Genomic DNA, 24934 nt, shown 5'->3' with positions numbered 1-24934 from the left:
CTTATGAAAAAATATATATTAATTAAAATAATTTTGTTAATACATATTGTAAAAATCCTAATTAATGAAAAAATAAATTCACTAATAAAGAGAAAAATATTGGAGGATATTAAATTTAAAATGTGAAATTTATAGAAAAAATAGCTATAAATATTAAAAAAACAGCTATCTCTATTTGGTGGATAACTGTCTTTAAATTTAAATTACTGTTTATACTGTTGCGTGAGCTAGTTTATGCTCTAATAGATTACTAAAACAAATTTGTGCATCTTTTAAGTCTTTTGGATCTGGATGTTTTTTAGATTCTTTAACCATATCTACAAGATCTGGTGTAACCTTGTGAATGAAGTTAGGATCATGCCAAGTAAGAATTTTGAAAACTATCATAACCTTTGGATCAACTTTACCTTGACAAACAAATGTTTCGTGGATTCTATTGTTTCTTTCTTTCATAAATGCGATGTAATTATTAATAGAATCATCAGCGTGATAATGTTCACGAGGGACACCGCAAGTTAAGAATAGAGCGACATCTTTTCCGTGTATCTCTTGTTGATCTACAAAACGTTGCATATTTTTATTAGCATTTGTTTTATCTGTCCATGCTCCTAAAATATAAAAGTCGTATTCTTTCTCTAGTTTTTTTCGTTGTTTTTTTATGTCGAGTAGATCAACTTCCCCTTGATCTTTTATCTGTTCATAGATAGCCTCGGCTACTTTTTTAGTGTTTTTTGTTTTGCTAGAATAAGCAAGTAAAATTTTCATAATTTAGCCTCCTACTTAGGATGTGGAAATTATTATCCTATAAGTTGATTCCGTATTTATTAAATCTATACAATTATTATATCAAAAATAATTATTGATTTAAATAGCTAATTGAAAATCATAATCAATTATGATTCTGTCTTTAAAAAAAATCAAAAAAAATTGAAAACTTAACTTGAGAAAGTACTGTTCATAACGAAAAAATAAGAAAAAATTAATTGTTTGTGATAAAATACTTATTAAGAAATATTACGAGGATGGATAGAAATAGTAATGGATAGATTGTTTGAAGTGACAAGTTACGCATCGTTTATAGTGTATCATATAGAAGCGATGGATAAAATCAAAGTTCCCAAAAGAGTGATACGTGAATATGTAAATCTTCAAAAAACAGTAAATAACTTTCCGCAAGAGTTAGATTATATATGTAGTTTTTACGATGAAAAAACAGGGAGTAGCGGAACTTTGTTTGAAAATGTTGTAGAAGGGAATTATATTTTATCTTACACAGGCACGAATTTTTACTTTGATAGACAAAAAGATATGTATGCTGATGTTGTAGGGGTTTGTTTAGGTCAAGGGGAACATTTAACTCCGTGTTATAGATTTTATACAAGAATGAAGAAAAAATATGGTGATGATATCATACTAACTGGGCATTCTTTAGGTGGAAGTATTGTGCAGCGAGTTGCTATTGAGTATGATGTGAAGGAAAGTGTAGTTTTCAATGCTGCTCCTGTATATTTAATAAGTGGTATAGATATTTTTATGGATAAAGAAGTTGATGAAGAGTTGTACACTACGCGTATGAAGAAATATCTTAGAAATATGAAAAAAATTGCTATTAAGAAAGCTTTTTTTACAGGTTCTGTTAAAAGGGTTGTTTCGGAGTATGATATATTTACGCGTATAGCTGAGTTGCTTTCTATTGGTTATTATGTTGGTGATGAAATTATAGTTAAAGAAGCCGGAATGCACGGGATTAAGAGTTTTTTAGATATATATAAGAAGTCATTCGGAAGTTCTTTTGAGGGTGGAGAAAGTCAAGATGAGTATTTATCTTCAGAATATAAAGATTTTGGTTTGGCAGAGATAGGGATATTAAGTAATTTTTCTGAGGAACGAATAGTAGAGTTAGAAAAGCAATTGAATATTCTTCTTACTAGCGATACTGTAATCTCTAATTTGAATAAGAATCCATACAATGTTAACTTTGAATTTTTTATAAAAGCTATATTAAGAAATATTGAGAAAGCTAAAGAAAAACAATAATAGATTCCTTGTCTGACGTTTTTGTCAGATGAGGAGTTTTTTTGTATGTGTATAATGGCAGGTTTATGTGTTTTATAGGTTGTTATAAAAACTTTGTGTTTTCTCGTAAGTGATAGAGTGTTAATCGCTTGCTTAAAGTTGTAACTTATTGGAGAAAAATGATATAATGTAGATAGCTATATGCATTCTTGTGAACAAGTAAGAATATATAAAAATACTTAGTATTAATCTAAGGAGGAAGATGATGGCAGAATATAAAATACTAGTAGTCGATGATGAAGAACCGATTGCTAACATACTAGATTTTAATTTAAAAAAAGAAGGTTATGATGTAATAGTTGCTAATGATGGAGAAAAAGCGGTGGAACTTGCTTTTAGTGAAAATCCTGATTTGATTCTATTAGATTTGATGTTGCCGAAAAAAGATGGAATGGAAGTATGTAGAGAAGTACGTGCTAAAAAGAATATTCCAATTATTATGCTAACAGCAAAAAATAGTGAGATAGACAAGGTTTTAGGATTAGAATTCGGTGCTGATGATTATGTGACTAAACCTTTCTCAACACGTGAGCTTATGGCTAGGGTTAAGGTAAACCTACGTCGTGTTACTAAGCAACAAGAAGAAGTTGTAGAAGAGAAGAGTGGTAGTGACCTTGTAATCAAGGATATTGTAATTTATCCAGAAGCTTATGTTATTAAGAAAAATGGTGAAGAAATTGATCTAACACGTAGAGAATTTGACTTGTTCTACTATCTTGCTCAACACCGTGGCCAAGTTTTAACACGTGAGAACTTACTGCAAACAGTATGGGGGTATGATTATTTCGGAGATGTTAGAACAGTTGACGTGACTGTAAGAAGATTACGTGAAAAAGTAGAAGATGATTCATCACAACCAGAATATATAATGACACGTCGTGGTGTTGGTTACTTTATAGGTGAAGAGTAATGAGTTTTTTCGGTAAGAAATTAAAGAAAAGATTCTTTTCATCAATCCGAACTAAGTTCGTAATAGTATATGTATTAGTTAACATAATATCGTTACAATTAATCGGATTGTTCTTTACAACACAATTAAGAAACAGTAATATAAATACATTTGAACAAAATATTATCGAACAAGAAAAAATATTAAATTACCACATTCGTGAGGAGCTTGATAAGGCTAGTACGAAGAGTGGAGAAGAGTCGACGGATGCGGAGAATAATCCTAGCCAAGATTCTACAAGCAATAATCGAGATTCGAAAAGTGGAATAGTAAAACTAGTTAGTGAATTTAATATCCAGAAATTATTACTTGTAAATGTTATTGATAATAACTCGAAAATTTTAGCAAGTTCATCAAAAAATGGAAATGATGATTATCTTGCTAAAAGATCTTTTGATCCGCTTGTTAGTCAAGTTATAAAAACGGGTGAGAGCACTAAACAAATTCAGAACAATGCTGATAGTAATAAGCGTGTCTGGATTTATGTAAGTCCTGTGAAAAAAGATAACGAAGTTGTTGGTGTAATATCACTTATGGCAGATATAGAAAGTGTCTATCAAGAGGTAAGTAGTATTTCAAGATTGTTTATTGTAGGAACTATACTATCAATATTAATAACTACTGTGATAGGATTTGTCGCTTCTAAAACCGTAACGAGTTCTATTGAAAAAATGAGTTCTCAGGTTAAGAAGATGGCTTTAGGAAATTATGGTACTGTAGTTGGTATAGATACAGATGACGAGATAGGTGATCTTGCTAAAGTATTTAATCAGATTTCTAAGAGAATCGAAGAAGAGCAGGCTGTAACGGAGACGGAACGTAGGAAGCTTGCAACTATTATCGAGAGTATGATGGATGGGATTATTACCACTGATAATAATGGAAAAATAATCTTAATTAATACTAGTGCTGAAGATATGCTAGGCGGACGTGATGATGAAATTTTCATTGGAAAAGACGTTCTAAAGATTCTTAATATTACAGAATATGAAAGTATTGAGGAAATACTAGAAGCGGAAGACAGTCTTCTTGTTAATGCATCTAATGATAGTGATGAATTACTTTTACGAGCAGAAATCTCTAAGATAGAAAAAGAGGACAAAGAAGATCTAACTCAGATGTCAACTGAGCTAGAAGGATACATTATCGTTCTTTATGACGTAACAGATCAAGAGCGCCAAGAAAAAGAACGTCGTGAATTCGTATCGACCGTATCTCACGAACTTCGTACACCTCTAACGACTATGAATAGCTATATCGAAGCATTAGAAGAAGGTGTATTAGAAGATAAGGAACTGGCTCCTCAGTTTATTGACACTATTCATAAAGAAACTACTCGTATGATAAGAATGGTAAATGAACTTATGCAACTTGGGAAAATGGATATTAAAGAAGAGCATTATGAAAAAGAGTTCATCGATATAAATAAAATGCTTGAGCAGATTACAGATAGATTTGCACTAACGCATCCAGAGAAGAACTTTATAAAACATATTTCTAAAACGCCGATATTTGTCGAAGGAGATCAAGATAAACTTACACAGGTGTTTGACAATATTGTTAATAATGCTATAAAATATTCTCCAAACGGTAAGAATATTACTATAAGAGTTAGACAGAATTACCATCATAATAGGGTTAGTATTTCTATAAAAGATGAAGGGGTAGGGATACCTTTAGTTCACATTGATAAAATTTTTAATAGATTTTATAGAGTTGATAAAAGTAGACAAAGAAGTATGGGTGGAACTGGTTTAGGGTTAGCTCTAGCTAAGACTATAGTAGAAGCTCATAAAGGGCGTATTTGGGCACAAAGTAGAGAAGGTTATGGAAGTATAATTTTTGTAACACTACCTTGTGAACAAATAGATGATGAATGGTTATAGAGGTGAGTAATATGAGAAATAGAAAAAAGGAAACTGTAAAATCAGTTATTTTAGGTATACTTGTTTTACTAAGTTTAACTTTATCTTATCTTATTATTACTTACCAACCAGATTACGAAATTTTTACGAAAAGATCTACTCAGAAAACAGTTGATTCAAATAAAAATGATCTTCTGAACTTCCTTATTCCAGATAGTGTGGTGAAAAACCAAGAAGGAACAAGGGAAGAAGCTATAATTCAAAATACAATAACAAAAGTAGCTAGCGTAGAAGGAGTCAAAGATAAAAAAGTATTAAAAGAGTTATTGTCTCTTCTTTCAGATAGTGAGAGTACGGAATCAAGGGTTAGAAACCGTAACATAGAAGATATTACGACTAATAACGTTGAAAAAATATTGATAAATTATCAGGTTACTTTGGACTCGGCACTACTTAAACCGTTATTCTTTTCTGAAGACAATTCAAACGTAAGTTTAGAATTTGATACTATAGTTTTATTGAAAGATAGACCTAATATGATTTATCTATATAAAAAAGATGATAAAAACTATCTTCAAATTACTTTAAAACAAAATATATATGAAAAGATAAATAGTAAATTTAATGAGAAAAAGCAAAATTATGCCAAATATAGTTTAAATAATAAATTTATATACCTAAAAGAAGGTGATGAAGATAATGTTATTGATGAATATAGTGCTGAAGACGTTAGTTTAAATAAATTGGCGAGAGATATTTTTGAGAAAAAAGATAATCTTAGAATCAGTAATGAAGATGAAGTGACTGATGGTTATGGAATATTAAGATCTATAAATAACAGATTAGTATATACAAATCCATCTAATGAAGGTGGACGTGAAGTAGGAGCTACTATTGCTATAAATAATACTATTAGTTTCTTAGAGTTAGGTTATGTAGGAGATACTAATTATCAACTAACAACAGCTTTAGACGGGATTAGCATTTTCCAAGAAGCGTATAAGGACTCTATAGCCTTTAGTAAAGATGGTTTTGCTGATATAATATCAGAAGATAACAGTAGTGGAATATATAAACTGACATCACCGAAGAAATTGACTAAGACTTACCTTTCATCGAAAGAAGCGGAGTTATATTCTGTAGAAAAAACAGAGTACGTAATAAACTATCTTTATGAGAGGGTTAATCTAAAAGAAATTGGTGATATAGTTTTAGGTTATGATAAAACTTATAATAAAGACAGAAACAGTTTTAGTTATACTCCTGCATGGTATGTGAAGTATAATGATAGATATATGAGTTTTAAAAAAATAAAAGAAAAGATAGACAAGGGAGAGAGACTATGAATTGGGGCAAGATGAAAACATTATTTATTTATCTATTTGTCGCTTTAAATGCAGTCTTATTAACTTTTTATGTCTATACAGTTCAAAAGAATAAAACTGAAATAGTTCAAGAAAAAGAAATAATAGAACGATCTATGAAAAATGACAATATAACTGTAGAAGAAAACGCCACAAAACGTGATAATTTAGGTTATGTTAATGTAACTATTTCAGATTTGAAAGATTATAAAAAAGAAGAAAATGGATTGAGGATTGAAGTTGAAAATGTAGACAAAACATCAACTCTAAAGGTTAGTTCAGAAAATGCTATAAGTAATGTTAATAAAGGTAGTTATAGAGCGGAATTAGACTCATTTTTACTTGAAAAATTGAAGTTGAGTGCAAATTATGTATTCTCTAGTTATAATTCTAATAAAAATGAGGTTATTTATGAACAACAGATTGATAGTTTCAGAGTATTTTCAAATAAAAATGCTAGAATAGTTTTTGAAGTTGAAAGTAATGGAGATATCAAGCGGTTTACTCTAACAGGAGTTTCTAACATAAGAAAAGATAAAAACGAAACCTTAGTTACATCTAATCAAGCTATAAACAGGCTGTATCATGAAGACTTGATTCCAAAAAATTGTAGAGTTCGTACAACTTTAGGATATTATACTTATATTTCACAAACAGAAAATCAAGTATTAATACCGACTTGGAATGTTGAGATAAGTGATAAGGATGGACAGGTGATCAACTATTATGTAGATGCTATAAACCTAAACATCTTAAATAGAAAAGGTCGCAGTTCATAAACAAATATAAAAAGCTATCTATCGCAATAAAGCGATGGATAGCTTTTACTATATGTATTAGTCTGCTAGGTAAGAACGTAACATCCATACATTTTTTTCTAATTGAGTTTTTAGTCCTAATGCTAGGTCAGAAGTACCTTGATCTCCTTCATCTTCAGCTACACCCATAAGGTGAGTTAGATCGTTGATTAGTAATTCGAAATCGTGGAATACAGCTGCAACCATTTCTTTAGTTGTTTCTTTTTCAGTTGCTTCTTTGATTGTTGCGATTTCTAAAGCGCCTTTAAGTGTAGAAACTGGGCGTCCTCCGATAGCTAATAATCTTTCAGCAACTTCATCTAAAGATTCAGTTGTGTAGTTGTAATAATTTTCAAATACTTCGTGTAGTGTGTAAAAGCTGCGTCCAGTTACATACCAGTGGAAGCTGTGTAATTTTGTGTATAATACTGTTAAATTTGCTACAAGTTTGTTTAATTCTGTTGTACGTGTCATTTTAAATTCTCTCCTTTATTTTGTAATTTATGCTTAAATTATAGCACCATGAATACGTGATGTAAAGTTTATAGTCTTATAATAGTTATTGAGAATTATTATCTAAAATAAAGGTTGATTTATCAATGTTTTCCAAGGTGAAAAAATATAAACGATAATCATTATCGGTATATGTTTTTAATCTCATAGAGCAATAAGTTGAAATTGGGGAGGTGAATTGTTAAAATTAAATAGAAAGGAGTGCTTTTAATGGCGAAGTTATGTATATTTTTAATAAAATTGTATAGAAGGTATATATCTCGTTATACAAGACCGACATGTAGATTTTCACCGACTTGTTCGAGTTATGCAATGGAAAGTTATAAGAGATTTGGCTTTTTTCTTGGAACATACCTAACTATAAAGAGACTTTTGAAATGTCACCCTTTCTATAAGGGGGAGTATTTTGATAATGTTCCTTTATTTAAAAGAGAAATATTTAAATTTAATAGAAAAAAATAAAATAAAGAGGTAGCTGAAACGAGCTGCCTCTTTATTGGGCGAAATTGTTAATTTTGGATAAAAATTTGGAATATTGATTGATCTGTTGAAAAATAAATAAGGGGTTGTTTCAACAATATAACAATTAAAATATTATTTAATTAAAGTATTCGTAGATAAATCCTCATAATTATCCACAAATATTAATTTATATTGCAAAAGTGAGGTAAATCCTCATAATTATCCACAGATGCAAGAGATAATGTTATTTATCAATGCTATTTCCAGCATCTAACCATGCGGCAATTCCGCCCGGGAATCTATAGACATTTTTATATCCTGCTTCTTTTGCTAATACTGCTCCGACGTGGCTTCTTTCACAAGCAACAAAACCACAATAGATAACAATTTTTTTATCTTTATCAGTACCTAAAGTTTTTAAGAATGCTTCTTTTTCTTCTGGTTTTAAATCTTTCATTTCTTTAGGTAAGCCAGCATTTACAGCACCTTTGATTTTTGTTTTTTCGAAGCGATCCGAAGGAATAGTGTTGATTAAAATCATATCTTCTTTGTTATCGATAGATTTTTTTAATTCATCAGCACTTATTAAGTTATAATCCCCAGTTTTTGTAGCTTTAACAAGTTTGATAGATGCTTTTTCCACTTCGTTTTCTTTTCCATCTTTTGCGGAACGGTTAAGACCATCGCCACTACTGCAACCTACTAAAGATACAGAAAGTAATATGCTCGATAAGGCTAAAGTTATTTTATTTCTTTTCATAAATTTAATCCTCCTTTAATTTTCACTTTTATTATAACATAAAAAATGTTTAGTATAAACAAATTATATAATAAAATTTAATTATATTAAGATAGATGATAACTGTTATTTCAGTGTTATTTATATGTAAACTAAAAAATATACAATAGAATATATAAAAATTAATAAAAAATTAATATGTTTATTAATTTGATTTATAGAAGATTTAGACGGTTTTATTTATATTTTTTGTGTAAAAAATAACTCTATTACTAGCTAGTAGTAACAGAGTTATATCTTTTTACAGTATTTATTTATAAAATATTATTTTTTACTAAATATACTTTTAATGAAATTGAAAATTTTAGCTTTACGACTTGTTTCTTTATTGGCTAGCATTTTTTTAACGAAGTCAGGTATTTCGGGTTTTTCGCCGTCTTTTTTATTAGCCAGCATTTTTTTTACGAAGTCGGGCATTTCGGGTTTTTCATCATCTTTTTTATTAGCTAGCATCTTTTTAACGAAATCAGGCATTTCGGCTTTTTCTTTATCCATTTCGTTAAATGTTGTTTGTTCTGGATTATGATAGATAAAAGGATTATCTTTATTACCATTAACTGCAGAAACTAGAGCTTCTATTAAACGAGAGTCGTAGTTTGGCATTGGTGGTCTATGATATGCTACGCCAAATTCTTCGCAAAGTTCACGACATTCAACATCATTGTCAAAAAGCACTTCAATGTGTTCACTTATAAAACTAAGAGGTACAAATATATAGTGATTTGGATGCTCTTTTTGATCTCTTAAATACTCTAGAACATCAGGTTTAATCCATGGCATACCGATATCACTCTCACTTTGCCATGTGTTTGTATAGTTATCTTTATCAAGTCCTATTTTCTCTGCAATTAGTTTGGTCATATCGAAGATTTGATCAACATAAGGGTCGTTATATTTCAAAGCAATCTCAGGTACACTGTGTGCAGAAAAGATAACTTTAAAGCTATCATTTTTTACTTCTGTATCAATAATTTTTTTGATTTCATCAGCCCAAAATTCAATTAATTTTTCTTCTTTATACCATGATTTTATTATATTAAATTTGATTTTATCACTCTTAATAAATCTTTCATATCCCATAATAGAATAGAATGAATAATGAGGTTCTAAAATTAAACAAATACATTCTTCAATGTTGTCTTCTTCCATTTTTGAAATTACATCAGGGATGTATGGAGAAGAGAACTTATTTGCGAAGTATACTTGATATTCATCTTGTACAGCGTCTTTTAACAAATTAACTTCTTTAAGTGTTATTTCTTGAAGGGGAGAACCTTCGATGCGAAGATAGTTTTTTAATAATAAGTTGATTTCATCATCGTTAGGACGAACTCCTCTTCTAATATTCGTGAAAAATTTAGCTACGCCTTCAAATGTATAATCCTCAGGTGTTCCATATGTCATAACTAAAATTGCTTTTTTCATTATTTAACCTCTCATAATTGTATAGTTATATACGATTATACCACTATTTGTACTAAAACACACGTATTTTTATATTGTTACAGAAATTATTATCAATTACAATATCATATCGATTAAACTTAAATTGTTTAGACTGTTATAATTATGAAGAAATTATGACGAGATTGATGATAAAAGGAAGCAATGTATAAAGTACAAGAAAAGATTAAAATACTATTGCAAAAAACTCGGAAAAGTTATAATATATAAGATAACTAAAAAGTACACTAATAAGGGAGTTTTAAAATCTCCGATTGGTAGTTGTAAAAAGGAGGAAGTGTTTAAGTGAGAAAGAAAATATTAGGAGCAATAACATTTATGGCTGCTGTAGGTGGAGTTATTTATATGAAAAATAATCCTAAGTATAAAGAAATAGTTAGAGTCGTAAAAACTGCAGATGCACGTGGTTTTTATGAGAAAATAATTTTAGAAAAAGATAAATTGGCATTTACGGCGAAGTCGAAAATAAAAGATTATAAGATTGATTATGAGAGTATAAGAAGTGTTGGAGAAAAAATTTATGCTAGATTAATAGTTAATAATGATGAAAAAATAAATATTGATACGGTACTCGATGAAAAAGATGTGAATGTAGAAGAAGTAGCACATTCGGAAAAATTAGATGAACTATTGAGTGAATAAGATAATTGTAGGGTGTAAAAATAATTTTTGGAATAAAATATTTCCTAAGAAATAATAAAAAAGGAATCCTCCATTACAGTAAGGTGAATGTAATGGAGGAATTTTTCATGGTTAAATTAATTGTTTAGTTTTATTTTTATGCAAAACGACTGCGAATACTTGTTGGTATTGATTTATAAACACTCTTAGTAACGAAGAATAAGAATGTTATTAAAGCACCTTTAAGTAGGTTGAATGGTATAATACCAGCCGTTACGATTGTTTTCACGTTAGTCACGATGTCTGCTAGATTCATAATATATCCATATGCTGGAAGTAACACGAAGTAGTTAAGTAATGACATGAATAATGTAATAGCTAAAGTACCTAAGATACCACCGATGATTGTTTTTGCAGTACCTTTTTTGTAGAAGAATACGATAATGCTAATGAAAGTAAATTCTACAACGATATTAGCAATTGATCCGATTGGCTCATGTGATAATAATGCGAAGTGTAGGAAGTTTTTTAAGAATGACACTAAAAGTGCATCTTTATAACCTAATAATAACAACGCCATGAACAGCGGGATAAATGTGAAATCAAATTTTAGAAATGGTGGCAAGAATGGCACAGCAAAACTAAAAAAAGATAGAAGTAGAGCAATAACTGCAAGCATTCCACTTAAAATAAGTGAATGAACATTTTTTTTATACATATTAAATCCTCTTTCCTATCTTCATAGGCAAAAAATAACCGCAATACAATTTTTAATACGGTGAATTTCAAATCTATATCAGATATAAAAAACACCACTTTAAAAATTTTAAAGCGGGACTGAAAGGTATGAAAAATAAGCATTGCACAATACATTGTATGACAAATATACATACGTAGTAAGGTTATATGTGCAAGTTTATTAATTCTATATCTTCTATCATCCAGACTGTACTGTCGGTTTTGGAATTTCACCAAATCAGCTTGCGCTCGCGGACTTTAACCGCCGGTCGGGAATTTCACCCTGCCCCGAAGATAATTTAATTATTTATTATAGGTTTATTATAAACCTAAGACTAAAGTTTGTAAAGAGAAAAGGCTTAACTTTTTTGAATAGATAAAAGTAGCCCAGAAATAAATCTTCCGAGCTACTTAAATTATTTATTATTCTACTGTTACTGATTTAGCAAGGTTACGTGGTTTATCCACATCTAAACCTTTAGTATAAGCTGCATAGTATGCGAATAATTGTGTAACAACGATACTTGCGATTGGAGCAAGATCTTCGTTTACGTTAGGAATCGCATAGTCACCTTCACGTGCTAATTTTTCTAATGTAATGATTAGAGTATTAGCTCCACGGCTAGCTACTTCACTTACGTTACTACGTGTATTTAAGTCAAGTTTTGCACTTGTGATAAGAGCTACAACTGGTGTTCTTTCTTCGATAAGAGCGATTGTACCGTGTTTTAATTCTCCTCCGGCAAAACCTTCTGTTTGAATGTAAGAAACTTCTTTAAGTTTTAAAGCTGCTTCACATGCACTATAGTAGTCGATTCCACGTCCAATATAGAATGCATTACGTTCAGTGAATAAGTTTTTAGCTAAGTCTTTGATAGTTTTTGTATCATCTAAGATTGATTCGATTGCTGAAGTAATTACTGATAATTCTTGCTCGATATCAAATTTAGGTTGTTTTGAAAGTTGTTTTGCTACTTCGTAAGCTAGTATGCTTAATGTTGCGATTTGAGCAGTGTATGCTTTAGTAGATGCAACCGCAATTTCAACACCTGCGTGAAGTAATAATGTGTAGTCACATTCACGAGATAGAGTTGACGCATCAACGTTAGTAAGTACTAAGAATTTATAATCTTCATTTATGCTGCGTAATTTTGTTAATACTGCACGAAGGTCAGCTGTTTCTCCTGATTGAGAAAGGAAGATGAACATTGGTTTTTTAGATAATAATGGTACGTTATAAGCAAATTCTGATGCTAGGTGTACCTCTGTTGGGATACCAGCCCATTTTTCGAAGTAGTTTCTTCCTACTAAACCAGCGTTATAACTTGTACCACATCCGATGATGTATAGTCTATCCGCATCTTTTACGTTGTTAATAATTTCACTGTCAATATTTACATCATGTCCATCAAAGTAGTGAGAGATGATATTACGCATAGCTCCTACTTGCTCATGAATCTCTTTAATCATGTAATGCTCGTGGATACCTTTATCAATTTCTCCAGCGTTTAAGTTAGTTGAGAAACTTTCACGTTCTACAACGTTACCTTCTTTATCTTCGATAGTTACGCTATCTTTTTTCACGATAACAATTTCACCATCGTTGATTTCTAAGAAGTTGTTAGTGTACTTAATCATTGCTAAAGCATCACTACCAACATAGTTTTTATTTTCTTCTCCTAGTCCAATAAGAAGTGGACTTTTGTTTTTTGCTACATATAAAGTGTCTTTATCTTCTGTGTCGATTAAACAAAGTGCATAAGATCCTTGTAATTTAGATACAGCTTTTTTGAAAGCTTCTTTAGTTTCAAGACCACGATCACTGTATATTTGAACTAATTGAACGATAACTTCAGTATCAGTTTCAGAAACAAGTTCTACATCTTTGAAAAATCTATCTTTAAGTTCTTGGAAGTTTTCGATAACTCCGTTGTGAACTAAGATGAAACGTTTGTTAAAGCTTTGGTGAGGGTGAGAGTTAGTTACGTTTACTCCACCGTGAGTAGCCCAACGTGTATGACCAATACCTAATTCTAGGTGAAGATCTCCAGGGATTAGGGCTTCTAAGTTTTTAATACGACCAACAGCCTTTGTTACATTAGCCTTACCATCCACAACTCCTGCAATACCAGCTGAGTCGTATCCGCGGTACTCAAGACTACTCAGTCCATCGATTAAAAATTTAACTCCATTTGCTTTTCCAACAAATCCTACAATTCCACACATATTAAAAATTCCTCGCTTTATTCTTTATTTAATTAATCTCTCATAGAAAGTACTATGAAATTTATATTCACTCAAAAATATTATACTCCTCTTAGTTTATGTTAACCTAAAAGAAAGTAATATGGGTCTAATAGAGAGAGGATAATGATTTTAAGGGTTCTTATATCTAATACTGCGTTTCTCAGCTGTTGCATAGGCTGTGGGAGCGACTCAAAAATCGTGATTTCGTAGAAATTGATTTTGTCGAGTCGCCCCCGCACAGTTTATTAGATTTCAAAAGAGCTTTTTAGCGATCTTTGAAATCAATAAACCACTGCGTCTAGGTATGACTTAACATACTTTATGAAATATTTTGTTAGTAGCCACTGTAATTATTTCATCGTCTCTTCGTTCCTAGAAATATTAAGATCTACCCCAGCAGTGGCAACTAAAGTTTTTTACGTCATTCTTCCTTAAAAACTAAGTTGCTGTTGCATACGCTGTACCTAAGTATCTTGTCGTCACTGTGTTCCTAAAGATACTAAGGTACACCCCATTGTACATTATCTAACGAAACTCTCTGGTTCCGAAAAAGCATCCGCCGAATTTTCGATAACTTTTTTCCTCGTCAACTAAGCTCAATTTAACCTTTAGAACTTAGTTCGGGCGCTATAATTATAAATTTAAATTACCTCCTAATATTTTTAATCGTATATACTATTATACTAGATGAAAAGGGCGTTGTAAACTGAAAGGATATATTTACATAAACTCAAATATTAAAATAAAGTGTCTGAAAATTTAACTCTAATTTTTAGAATGATAGAAAAATAAGGTTCACTAATAAAAAAACCTACTTACTTTTACAGTAAGTAGGTTTTAATGTTATTAACGTCGAGAATTAGTAGCTACTTCTTTAGCGTTTTTCACTTCATCAGGAAGTTTAATTTCTTTAACGTTATTTACGTTAGAATATTTGATGATTTGTTTGATTTTCATTGTAGTTGGGTTTGAAGTATCTTTAGTTGCAAGTTCCATTGTCACTTCGTTGTTAACAGGTACGAAATCTTTAGTAACTACAAGTTTAATTGAAACGTTTTTGAAATCAACATTGTTAAATGCACTAGCAGTCACTTCGCTTCCTGAAGAAGCGTTAGCAACAGCAACCATAAGGTCTTTGAATTGCTCTCCATTTCCTGTATATGTTAGAACATAGTTTCCATTTTCTTCAGTTTTCTTGAAATCTTTAGCGATTTTTTTGTAGAACTCTAAGATTTGATCTGAATTAGCAATCTTTTTAAGATTTTCAAATTGTGCAGTTATATTGTTGTTTGAACTTTTAACCCACTCGTTTTGTCCTGTTGATTTTGCATAAGCTGTTCCATCTTTAATGTACAATTCTAATGTTTGGCTTTGTCCTTGAGCTTTTACATCAGTAGTTGCTTTCATTGCAAGTGGGTCCATGATTAATGAACCAGATACAGTATTTTCAATTGTTTGGTTTTGTTCACCAACTAAAATTTCAGATTGGCTTGTAGCTTCGAAATCTGTACTCTTAATATTTTTAGATGATTCTACTGATTTATTGACGATTTGTTCTGCAGAAGTTCCCATGCCACAAGCAGCAAGAGTAACCGAAAGAATAACCGTTGCAATAAGCAATAGATATTTTTTTAGTGATTTTGTCATGTGTCTCTCCTTAACTTTAATTAAAATAGATTGTTGTACAAATCTAGTTTCATAAATTTATTTTTATAGCATTATTCTATCATATTATAGCCAATATTACTACATTAATAAGTTATATTTTTAAAATATCTGTAATAAATAATATAGGCAATAAATAAGGAGATTACTTTTATTTAATATTTTTTGTGAAAATAATAAAAAATCTATTGACTTATATCAATGATTGATATACAATTATATTGAAGATAGATATATCAATGATGGATATAAATACAGAATATCTCTAATTAATTTAGGAGGGATAAAATGGCAAAGTTAAGCCCTTATGAAACGGGTGAATTAACGGATAGTATATTTTTTACACTTCTAGTTTTGACAGAACCTATTCATGGTTATTTAATAATGCAAAAGGTGGCAGAAATTACCGATAATAATATTATTATCGGCCCTGCGACAATGTATACGACTTTAGGAAAAATGGTTTCTGTTGGCTGGATAGAAGATAAAGAGATTGATAATTCGAAAAAAGAATATCATATTACTCCAAAAGGTATGGAAGTTTTGGAGAAAAATTTAAAACTTCGACAGTTTTTACTGGATGTAGCTAAGAAGTTTATAGGTGGTGGAAGTGATGAGTAAATATAAGGTGATACATACATTCGCTTTAACAAATAAAAGACTCATGAGAAAGTTAGAAAGATATAGTGCTAGGGGCTGGCATTTTAAAAAGTTTCTAGTATTCTTCATTTTATTAGAAAAAGGAGAAAAAATTAACTATAAATATGAATTGGTATATGATAAAAAGTTCGATGCTGAACGAGAAGATTTTTATAAGTTTAACGGTTGGAAAGTAGTTAGAAATAGTTTTTTCTGGCAAATATTACGCGGAGAACCTACGGCAACTACACTATATACAGATAATTTGAGTGAAGAATACATGTGGCTATATAGAATAAGATTTAATGGGAAAATCATGTTAGGATGCTTTTTTCTAGCTTTGATTACACATTTAATAAATAAATTTTTAATGCCATCTGAAGTAATTGATTTTATTACAGGAATGTCTTTTGGCTTTGGTCTAGGACTAGGTGCTGTAAATATAGCGTTCTTTATAAAATATTTATTTTTGAAGAGAAGAAAGGATTGAATTTATGAAGTATAAATATGTTCCTGTATTTATAAGTTATGATAAAGTAGCGGATAAGATGAATCGCTTTGCTGCTAAGGGATATGAATACGATAAAGAGGTTATAGTGGCAATTAGAATGAAGAAAGTCTCAGAGACTAGCGACAAGCAATACAAATTTATCTTTGATAAACAGTTTACACCTGAGATAGAAGAGTATTATAAAGCAACTGGTTGGAAGCTTCATAAGTTTCAATTTTATGATTTGTTTAGGCTAGCTGAAGGGACTTCTAGTTCGTATCCAATATATACTGATACCGAGACGGAATTAGAGTTTGTTAAGTATAGATTGTTAAGATTTATAGTTTTGTTTGTTTTAACAAATATAATAGGGGTATTGTATTTTACTAATATTAAATGGGTAATTAATAGTGGAATACCTGATTTATTAGCCATGTTAATAGGTGGATTAATAGGTGGTATATTTGGTTACTGTATAGGAGGACTTGGAATGTTTGTGTCGAAATATTTCAAGTTGAAAAAAGAAATAAAAAATAATGATGAATAAAAAAGGGATATAACTTTTAAAAAGTTAGGAAATGAGGTAAGGGCTATGATTTTAGAATTTAAAAATGTAGAGAAAAGCTTTGGGAATAAGAAGGTTCTTAAAGGTGTTAGCTTCACAGCGAAAAGTGGGGTAGCTAACGGATATTTAGGACGAAATGGTAGTGGTAAAACTACAAGTTTTAGAATTTTGTTAGATATATTTAAACCTGACAAAGGGGAGATTTTACTAGATGGGAAACCTTTAGATCACAATAAGGTAAAAATTGGGTATCTACCAGAAGAACGCGGAATGTACGATGGAGTTGGATTAGTAGATCAGCTTACGTACTTCGGAATGCTAAAAGGTATGAAGAAGAAAGCAGCACAAACAGAAGCGAAAAAATGGTTAGAGTACTTCGAATTAGAAGATAACAAACAAGCATTAAAAACATTATCTAAAGGTAATGCACAAAAAATTCAAATTATTCAAAGTGTTATGAATGATCCGGATATTCTTGTTTTTGACGAACCATTCAGTGGACTTGATCCGGTGAACGTATCAAAGTTAAAAGAAATAATTACAGACTTTATCAAAAAAGATAAACTAGTTATTTTCTCATCTCACCAAATGCCAGTTGTAGAAACTTTTTGTGAAGACATTAATATACTAGAAAAAGGGGAAATTACTTTAAGTGGAAATCTAGATTATATTAAAAAACAACTTGGGCATGGAAAAATGATTTTGAGTGTTAGTAATTTAGAAAAAGAAGAATTGCTTGCTAATCTAAGATCTATACCATTAGGTATCGAATACTCATTAGTACCAGAGGGAGTGCTTCTTGATTTTAAAGAAGAGGGATCTAAAAAAGAACTATTAGCAAAACTTGCAGGAAGTAGCTTTAATATAGAAGAATTTAAACTTTATAAACCATCGTTAGAAGATATATTCAAAGAACAGGTAGGTAAGTAGTTATGAAGAATTTTAGTACAGTATTTAATTTCGAGTTAAAACAATTTTTCGCAAAGAAAGCGACAAAAGTTATTATGGCAATATACTTCGTTATCGCTATAGGTATAACATTTGTACCATCGATTGCGAACAGTAATCTTTTCAAAGGTGATAGCAATGATAATTTCAATCGTAGTGCTTATGTTGTAAAAGATGTAAGTATAAAATTAGACGATTTGAAAGAAGCTAAAAAATACTACAATAAAGAAGCTTTAGAAAAAGATATTAAAGATAATAAACTTGATGAAGGTATCGTCTTAACAAAAGATAGTTATGAGTATTTATCTAAACAATCTATCTTTAGTAAAGGTGGTAGTGAATTCAAAGAAGCTTTTGGAAAAAATGTAGAAAAATTAGTCTATAAACAAAACGGTTTAGATTATGATAAAGTAAACAATGTGAAATCACATCTTCCTCAACCTGTACCTGTAAATGTAAGTGGAGATTCTGATGCTCAAACTCAAGCGGTGAATGTAGTAGTAGTTTATGTTCTTACATTTATCGTCTATATGACAGTAATTCAATTCGGTAGTGTTGTTGCGACAAACGTTGTTAAAGAAAAAAGCAATAGAGCGATGGAACTGTTAGTAGTTACTGTAAGTCCAAGAACACTTATCGTAGGGAAAGTACTAGCTTTATCAGTTGCGGTACTTATTCAAATGGGGTTAATAATTGGTGGATTATTCGCAGGTCTAAAAATTAATGGTTCTAAATATAGTGATAATATTAAACATATTTTACAAAATGTAGACTTAAAAGTTCTTGGTGTGGGATTAGCGTTCGCCTTAACTGGATTTGTGATGTTTATGTTTATGTACGCTGCATTCGCTTCACTAGTTAGTAAGGTTGAAGATGTCAATGGAGCGATAACTGTGCCGATGTTACTGTTTATGGGAGCATTCTTCGTAAACTACTATATTATGGGTTCAACAGGAGATACTAAACTTGCAGAGATTTTATCATATGTTCCATTCACATCATACTTTGTAATGTTTACACGTTATGCGATAAGTCATGTTTCTATACATGATTTAGCAGTATCTTATGGTATTCTAGTCGCAAGTACATTAATAGTAGCCCTTCTTAGTGTTAGAGTATATAGACTAGCAACATTAAGATATGGTCAAAAATTAAACTTCTTCAAATTATTATTTGGTAAATAGGAGAATATACTGAAGAAAAGATTCAAATTTTGAGTCTTTTCTTTTTTCTTTTTACCTAATAAAAAGGTATAATATAAAAATAGAAAATTATAAAATAAGGAGGTTACTCTTATGAGTGAGTTGAAAAGAACGATAGGTTTTATGCCGGCCTTTATGACGGTTATAGGCTCGGTAATAGGAGCAGGTGTGTTTTTTAAAGCAGCTGTTATTTATAAGACTACAGGGACGATGAGTCTAGGGTTACTAGCGTGGATCCTTGCTGGTATTATTACGATTTGTGCAGGTCTTACAGTTGCGGAACTTGCAGCGTCTATTCCTGAAGTTGGAGGGATGGTCGTTTGGATAGAAAGAACTTATGGGAAAACTGCTGCGTTCTTATTAGGATGGGCGCAGTCGGTAATTTATTTCCCTGCGATGATTGCAGCACTTGCGGTTATTTTCTCTACACAAGTTTTAAACTTATTAAATTTAGATAAAGCATGGCATTTACCTATAGCTTTTGCAGCAGCTGCATCATTAATGTTTTTAAACTTTTTAGGTGGGAAAATTGGAGGGGTAATTCAGACAGTAGCTACTATTTGTAAATTAATACCGTTAATAGTAATTATTGCATTTGGATTATTCCAAAGCGATTCACAGCCGCTACAATTATTCCCTATAGAAGCGGGGAAAGATATTTCATTCGCTAGTGGATTAGGTGGAGCTTTACTTGCTGCGATGTTCGCATATGAAGGATGGACTAACGTAGGAAGTATGGCAGGAGAGATGAAAAATCCTAAAAAAGATTTACCAAGAGCAATCTTCTTAGGTTTAGCTGTTGTTATGGCGGTCTATGTACTAATAAATGTAGCTTATCTTATGACTTTACCTTTAGATCATGTTGCAGGTAATCAAACTGTGGCTAGTGAAGTAGCTGCGAAGTTATTTGGTGGTATTGGTGGTAAGATTATCACTATTGGAATATTAATCAGTGTATATGGAGCGATTAACGGATTCTCAATGGCTGGGATTCGAGTACCTTATGCAATGGCGAAAAGTGAACAGATTCCATTTAAAAATGTATGGACGAAGTTAAACAAAGGTGCTGTGCCGGTGAATGCAGGATTATTACTTTTAGTAATAGCATTCTTAATGATGTTAACTGGTAGTTTTGATATGTTAACAGACTTATTAGTGTTTGTAATGTGGTTCTTCTACACGGCGACATTCCTTGCGGTAATTATACTACGTAAAAAAGAACCAAAATTAGAAAGACCATATAGAGTACCTTTATACCCAATAGTTCCTATAATAGCTATTCTTGGTGGGGTGTATACTTTAGTAAGTACTTTAATCTCACAAACATCATTAGCTATGGGAGGAATAGCCCTAACATTAATAGGATTATTATTCTATACAGAATTACATAAGAAATTCAAAAAATAATAAAAAAAACATCGCATATTAGAGAACCTAGTATGCGATGTTTTGGAGTTATTTGTTTCTATTTTATGAATTTATTTTTTCAGAATATGTTTAATTTACGAATGAAATTTACTATTATTAACAAGTTGAAAACATTGATATAGCAACTCTCATAAATAGTTGATTATATATATTTAATTTGATATAATCAAAATCGGAGAGAGAAGTTAGGGAGCATTATAGTTTCCGATGAAGATGGTGGCTACTTCAATTTGAAAGGGGATGGTGCTATGTCCGCATACACTAAAATCTTGAAGAAAGGAGTAGCAAGTTGTCACCTTACGAAATAGTACAAACTATTATTGGTATAAATCTATTGATTGCAACAATAGTTGGAGTGTGCTTAACAGCGTTCAAAAATGACAATAAAAAATAACCATCTTTAACTTTAGCTGGTTAGATGGTTATTATTATAACTAACTAATTGAGCCACCGTCTTTAAAACGGCTCTCTCTTTTATGATTTTATTCTAACATAAATATCTAATAAGTTCAATGAATAAATAAGGTCATAGTTAAATTTATTGAAATTTGCTGAAATTAGTAATACTACTAAAGTAAATAATATAACATCGCATATTAGAGAACCTAGTATGCGATGTTTTGTTGTTATTTATTTCTATTTTCTAAGTAGTCTGCAATTGCGGCTACGTCTTTGTCTCCACGTCCAGATACGTTAACGATAATTATTTTATCTTTATCTAGTTTTGGAGCACGTTTGATTACTTCTGCAAGTGCGTGTGAACTTTCGATCGCTGGGATAATTCCTTCTGTTCTAGTTAATAGAAGTAAGGCATCGACAGCTTCATCGTCAGTTGCACTTACGTATTCAGCACGTTTTGCATCTTTTAGGAATGAGTGTTCAGGTCCGATACCTGGGTAGTCTAATCCTGGAGAGATTGAGTAAACAGGTTTTACTGAACCATCTTCGTTGAATAGTGCGTAAGTTTTCATACCATCAACAACTCCAACAGTTCCTAAAGTAAGTGTTGCTGCATGACGATCTGTATCAAGACCACGACCAGCAGCTTCAACTCCTAGTAATGCTACTTCTTCGTGAGGGATGAACTCAGCAAAAGCTCCGATTGCGTTAGATCCACCACCTACACAAGCTACTACTAAGTCAGGTAGACGTCCTTCTTTTTCTAGGATTTGATGTTTTGCTTCTTTACTGATAACTTTTTGGAAGTCTTTTACGATAGTTGGGTATGGGTGAGGTCCAACTGCTGATCCTAGTACGTAGAAAGTATCGTCGATATTTTCAATCCATGCTTTGAATGCAGCGTCAACAGCTTCTTTAAGAGTTTTTTCTCCTTCTTGAGCTGCGTGAACTTTTGCCCCTAGCATTTCCATTCTAAATACGTTTAGTCTTTGTCTTTCTACATCAAGAGCTCCCATGTAGATTTCACATTCCATACCGAATTTCGCAGCGGCAGCGGCAGTAGCTACACCGTGTTGACCTGCTCCTGTTTCAGCGATAACTTTCTTTTTACCCATACGTTTTGCAAGTAAAATTTGTCCGATAACGTTGTTAAGTTTGTGTGCCCCAAGGTGGTTTAAATCTTCACGTTTAAGGTAAATTTTTGCTCCACCAAGGTGGTTTGTTAAACTCTCAGCGTAGTATAGTGGAGTTTCACGTCCTGAGTAATCTTTTAAGTAGTGAGCGTATTCTGCTAAAAACTCTTCATCATCTTTATATTTGTCATAAGCTGCTTCTAGTTCATCTAGAGCTTTTTGTACAACTTCAGGTACGAAGCTTCCTCCAAATTCTCCAAAGTATCCTTTTAAGTTGTTTAAGTTATTTTCTAAGTTTGTCATAATTGTTTATTTCCTTTCGAATTGCCTATAAGATTTATTTAAATTTTTTATTTTACCCCAAAAAGAAAAGACCGTATAGAATTCTATACGGCCCTTTTGCGAAATTTAAAACGATTTTTCTACAGCCGACATAGACACTTTTTAGAGTACACTAAAGTTGTGTCTACGTCATAAAAACATACACACAACATTATCTACGCCAGTTTTGCCAAGATTTTAAAGTTGTTGTTTGTTTCATTTGTAGTTCCTCCTTTTCGTTTTTGTTGTTTTTATTATACACATGATTATCAGGAAAATCAATAATTATTTTAAAAATTTTCTGAAAATTATTAGAAAATCTTCTTGGGATAATGATAATTCTATAATAGGGTGTAGTATCTTGAATGAAATCTATATTATTGTAACAGATGTTTCAGTAAGTGTAATACAATATATATTTCAAAAAGATTTGTCTAAGAAATAGCGTTTTTATTATTTTTTTTATTAAAACAGCGATATTGTAATTTTTAAAACAGATTAAATAAGTTAAATTTATTACTATTTTAATGGTATATTTATTGATATTTCTTATTATTTATTATAAAATATCGATAGTGATAATTATTATCACAAAATAAAGAAAAGAGGTATGAATAAATGAGTAAAATTGTAGTAGTCGGAGCAAACCATGCAGGGACAGCATGTGTTAATAAAATTTTAGCAACATATGGTGATAAAAATGAAGTGGTAGTTTTTGACCAAAACTCAAATATTTCATTTTTAGGATGTGGAATGGCTTTATGGATTGGAAAGCAAATTTCAGGTCCAGAAGGATTGTTTTATGCTAGTAAAGAGTCTTTAGAAGAAGCAGGAGCCAAAGTATATATGAATTCTCCTGTTGAGTCTGTTGACTATGATAAAAAAGAAGTACACGTACTATTAGATGGAAAAACAAAACACGTTGAAGGTTATGATAAACTAATATTTGCGACTGGATCGACACCTATCTTACCTCCAATTAAAGGAGCAGAAATTGTGCCAGGGAACAGAGAGTTTAAAGCTACATTAGAGAATTTACAATTTGTTAAGTTATACCAAAACTCTGAAGAGGTAATTAATAAACTTAATGCTAATCCAGATATTAAACGTGTAGCAGTGGTAGGTGCAGGATATATTGGTGTAGAACTTGCAGAAGCATTTGAACGTTTAGGAAAAGAAGTAACTGTAGTAGATATAGTAGATACATGTCTTGCTGGATATTATGACCCTGAATTTTCTAATTTAATGAAGAAAAATCTAGAAGATCATGGTATTAAATTAGCGTTTGGACAAAAAGTAGAAGCTATTGAAGGTGATGGAAAAGTTGAAAGATTAATTACTGATAAGGAAACATTTGATGTAGATATGGTTGTATTAGCTGTAGGTTTCCGTCCAAATACTGCATTAGGTGATGGCAAAATTGAATTATTCCGTAATGGAGCATTCTTAGTTAATAAAAAACAAGAAACAAGCATAAAAGACGTATATGCTATTGGAGATTGTGCAACTGTATATGACAATGCAGTTGGTGATACAAACTACATTGCCTTAGCATCTAACGCAGTTCGTACTGGATTAGTTGCAGCTCTAAATGCTGGAGGTGATGGAGATGTAGTCGAATCAGCAGGTGTTCAAGGTTCGAATGGTATTTGTATCTATGACCTGAAAATGGTATCTACTGGTTTAACATTAGAAAAAGCAAAACGATTTGGTTATAATGCAGCTGTGACAGAATATACAGACTTACAAAAACCAGAATTTATAGAACATGATAACCATGAAGTAAAAATCAAAATAGTATATGATAAAGATAGTCGTGTAATTTTAGGGGCCCAAATTGCATCTAAAGAAGATATTTCAATGGGAATTCATTTATTCTCATTAGCCATCCAGGAGAAAGTAACTATTGAAAAACTTGCTCTTACAGATATTTTCTTCTTACCGCATTTTAACAAGCCGTATAACTATATAACTATGGCTGCTTTATCAGCAAAAGAATAGTAGATAAAAATTTTTAAAAAATAGTACCGTCTTAGAATTCTAAATTATAAAAAATTTATATAGGAATTCATAGATGTTGTGGTTTGTTGATATTTAAATTCGTTTTATAAAAACTGTATAGATATTTAATAAACTTTGAAGGGAGTAACTCGATAAAATCGATTTCTTTGAAATCGTAATTTTCGAGTTACTCCCATTTTTTTGATAGTAGGGATGATTTTCTCCATGAACTAGAGTCTTTATAGAAA

General features: G+C 31.1%; 23 protein-coding genes and 1 riboswitch. Of the genes, 15 read left to right on the top strand and 8 right to left on the bottom strand.

Going from position 1 to position 24934, the window contains the following annotated elements:
- Positions 1-210: 210 nt before the first annotated feature.
- Positions 211-765 carry a flavodoxin family protein gene (locus ACWOA3_RS07760; RefSeq protein WP_003147478.1) on the bottom strand — a complete coding sequence of 185 codons (555 nt, stop codon included), beginning with the start codon at positions 763-765 and terminating at the stop codon, positions 211-213.
- 273 nt (positions 766-1038) lie between these two features.
- Here ACWOA3_RS07760 and ACWOA3_RS07755 point away from each other — a divergent pair, with 273 nt between their 5' ends.
- The 5 genes from ACWOA3_RS07755 to yycI all read left to right on the top strand — a co-directional run bounded on the left by ACWOA3_RS07755 (position 1039) and on the right by yycI (position 7033).
- Positions 1039-2037, top strand: a complete 999-nt coding sequence (locus tag ACWOA3_RS07755; RefSeq protein ID WP_456885145.1) for a hypothetical protein — start codon at positions 1039-1041, stop codon at positions 2035-2037.
- A 244-nt stretch (positions 2038-2281) separates the two neighbouring features.
- On the top strand, positions 2282-2986 hold the full coding sequence (gene yycF, locus ACWOA3_RS07750) for a response regulator YycF (protein ID WP_003147481.1): 705 nt from the start codon (positions 2282-2284) through the stop codon (positions 2984-2986).
- Positions 2986-4911 carry an ATP-binding protein gene (locus ACWOA3_RS07745; protein ID WP_456885143.1) on the top strand — a complete coding sequence of 642 codons (1926 nt, stop codon included), beginning with the start codon at positions 2986-2988 and terminating at the stop codon, positions 4909-4911. Before yycF ends, ACWOA3_RS07745 begins: the two co-directional genes overlap by 1 nt.
- An 11-nt stretch (positions 4912-4922) precedes the next feature.
- Complete coding sequence (gene yycH / locus ACWOA3_RS07740) at positions 4923-6236, top strand: two-component system activity regulator YycH (RefSeq protein ID WP_003147484.1); 1314 nt, start codon at positions 4923-4925, stop codon at positions 6234-6236.
- A complete protein-coding gene (gene yycI, locus ACWOA3_RS07735) occupies positions 6233-7033 on the top strand; it encodes a two-component system regulatory protein YycI (protein WP_003147485.1) in 801 nt (266 codons plus the stop codon). Before yycH ends, yycI begins: the two co-directional genes overlap by 4 nt.
- 57 nt (positions 7034-7090) lie before the next feature.
- Here the strand turns inward: yycI and ACWOA3_RS07730 are convergent, their stop codons facing one another.
- Entirely contained in the window at positions 7091-7525 is a 435-nt protein-coding gene (locus ACWOA3_RS07730) for a Dps family protein (protein ID WP_003147486.1), read from the bottom strand.
- 249 nt (positions 7526-7774) lie between these two features.
- Here ACWOA3_RS07730 and yidD point away from each other — a divergent pair, with 249 nt between their 5' ends.
- Positions 7775-8026: a membrane protein insertion efficiency factor YidD gene (yidD, locus tag ACWOA3_RS07725; RefSeq protein WP_003147487.1), complete on the top strand. Its 252-nt coding sequence runs from the start codon at positions 7775-7777 to the stop codon at positions 8024-8026.
- Positions 8027-8270: 244 nt separating this feature from the next.
- Here the strand turns inward: yidD and ACWOA3_RS07720 are convergent, their stop codons facing one another.
- On the bottom strand, positions 8271-8786 hold the full coding sequence (locus tag ACWOA3_RS07720; protein ID WP_003147488.1) for a rhodanese-like domain-containing protein: 516 nt from the start codon (positions 8784-8786) through the stop codon (positions 8271-8273).
- A gap of 303 nt (positions 8787-9089) precedes the next feature.
- Complete coding sequence (gene hemH / locus ACWOA3_RS07715) at positions 9090-10250, bottom strand: ferrochelatase (RefSeq protein WP_456885141.1); 1161 nt, start codon at positions 10248-10250, stop codon at positions 9090-9092.
- A 324-nt stretch (positions 10251-10574) separates the two neighbouring features.
- Here hemH and ACWOA3_RS07710 point away from each other — a divergent pair, with 324 nt between their 5' ends.
- Positions 10575-10931 (top strand): DUF1310 family protein, encoded by a 357-nt coding sequence (locus ACWOA3_RS07710; RefSeq protein WP_456885140.1) that lies wholly within the window; start codon positions 10575-10577, stop codon positions 10929-10931.
- 136 nt (positions 10932-11067) lie between these two features.
- On the opposite strand, the gene ACWOA3_RS07705 is transcribed toward ACWOA3_RS07710, so the two are convergent.
- From ACWOA3_RS07705 to ACWOA3_RS07695, 3 genes are all read right to left on the bottom strand, one after another.
- Positions 11068-11628, bottom strand: coding sequence for an ECF transporter S component (locus ACWOA3_RS07705; protein ID WP_456885138.1), 561 nt, complete (start codon positions 11626-11628; stop codon positions 11068-11070).
- Between the two features lie 207 nt (positions 11629-11835).
- Positions 11836-11948: riboswitch (FMN riboswitch) on the bottom strand.
- Between the two features lie 123 nt (positions 11949-12071).
- Positions 12072-13874, bottom strand: a complete 1803-nt coding sequence (glmS, locus tag ACWOA3_RS07700) for a glutamine--fructose-6-phosphate transaminase (isomerizing) (RefSeq protein WP_456885136.1) — start codon at positions 13872-13874, stop codon at positions 12072-12074.
- Positions 13875-14741: 867 nt separating this feature from the next.
- The gene (locus ACWOA3_RS07695; protein WP_003147495.1) at positions 14742-15542 is read right to left on the bottom strand and encodes a DUF6612 family protein; all 801 of its coding nucleotides are present in this window, start codon (positions 15540-15542) and stop codon (positions 14742-14744) included.
- 306 nt (positions 15543-15848) lie between these two features.
- Here ACWOA3_RS07695 and ACWOA3_RS07690 point away from each other — a divergent pair, with 306 nt between their 5' ends.
- From ACWOA3_RS07690 to ACWOA3_RS07660, 7 genes are all read left to right on the top strand, one after another.
- Entirely contained in the window at positions 15849-16181 is a 333-nt protein-coding gene (locus ACWOA3_RS07690) for a PadR family transcriptional regulator (protein ID WP_003144244.1), read from the top strand.
- Entirely contained in the window at positions 16174-16689 is a 516-nt protein-coding gene (locus tag ACWOA3_RS07685) for a DUF2812 domain-containing protein (protein WP_442566377.1), read from the top strand. Before ACWOA3_RS07690 ends, ACWOA3_RS07685 begins: the two co-directional genes overlap by 8 nt.
- A 4-nt stretch (positions 16690-16693) precedes the next feature.
- Positions 16694-17236 carry a DUF2812 domain-containing protein gene (locus ACWOA3_RS07680; RefSeq protein ID WP_003147497.1) on the top strand — a complete coding sequence of 181 codons (543 nt, stop codon included), beginning with the start codon at positions 16694-16696 and terminating at the stop codon, positions 17234-17236.
- Between the two features lie 45 nt (positions 17237-17281).
- A complete protein-coding gene (locus ACWOA3_RS07675) occupies positions 17282-18184 on the top strand; it encodes an ABC transporter ATP-binding protein (RefSeq protein ID WP_003147498.1) in 903 nt (300 codons plus the stop codon).
- A gap of 2 nt (positions 18185-18186) precedes the next feature.
- A complete protein-coding gene (locus ACWOA3_RS07670; RefSeq protein WP_442566378.1) occupies positions 18187-19386 on the top strand; it encodes an ABC transporter permease in 1200 nt (399 codons plus the stop codon).
- A 111-nt stretch (positions 19387-19497) separates the two neighbouring features.
- Positions 19498-20811, top strand: a complete 1314-nt coding sequence (locus ACWOA3_RS07665; RefSeq protein ID WP_442566379.1) for an amino acid permease — start codon at positions 19498-19500, stop codon at positions 20809-20811.
- Positions 20812-21121: 310 nt separating this feature from the next.
- Positions 21122-21226 (top strand): putative holin-like toxin, encoded by a 105-nt coding sequence (locus tag ACWOA3_RS07660; RefSeq protein ID WP_331271069.1) that lies wholly within the window; start codon positions 21122-21124, stop codon positions 21224-21226.
- A gap of 232 nt (positions 21227-21458) precedes the next feature.
- Here ACWOA3_RS07660 and trpB read toward each other — a convergent pair whose 3' ends face one another.
- Positions 21459-22667 (bottom strand): tryptophan synthase subunit beta, encoded by a 1209-nt coding sequence (gene trpB, locus ACWOA3_RS07655; RefSeq protein ID WP_456885131.1) that lies wholly within the window; start codon positions 22665-22667, stop codon positions 21459-21461.
- A gap of 636 nt (positions 22668-23303) precedes the next feature.
- Between trpB and nox the strand changes: the two genes are divergently transcribed.
- Complete coding sequence (nox, locus tag ACWOA3_RS07650) at positions 23304-24686, top strand: H2O-forming NADH oxidase (protein ID WP_003147504.1); 1383 nt, start codon at positions 23304-23306, stop codon at positions 24684-24686.
- The last annotated feature ends 248 nt before the right edge of the window (positions 24687-24934 follow it).

This window comes from Gemella taiwanensis (assembly GCF_054054385.1).
Note: the sequence above shows the minus strand (reverse complement) of the source record. Positions and strands in the feature narration are given on the sequence as shown.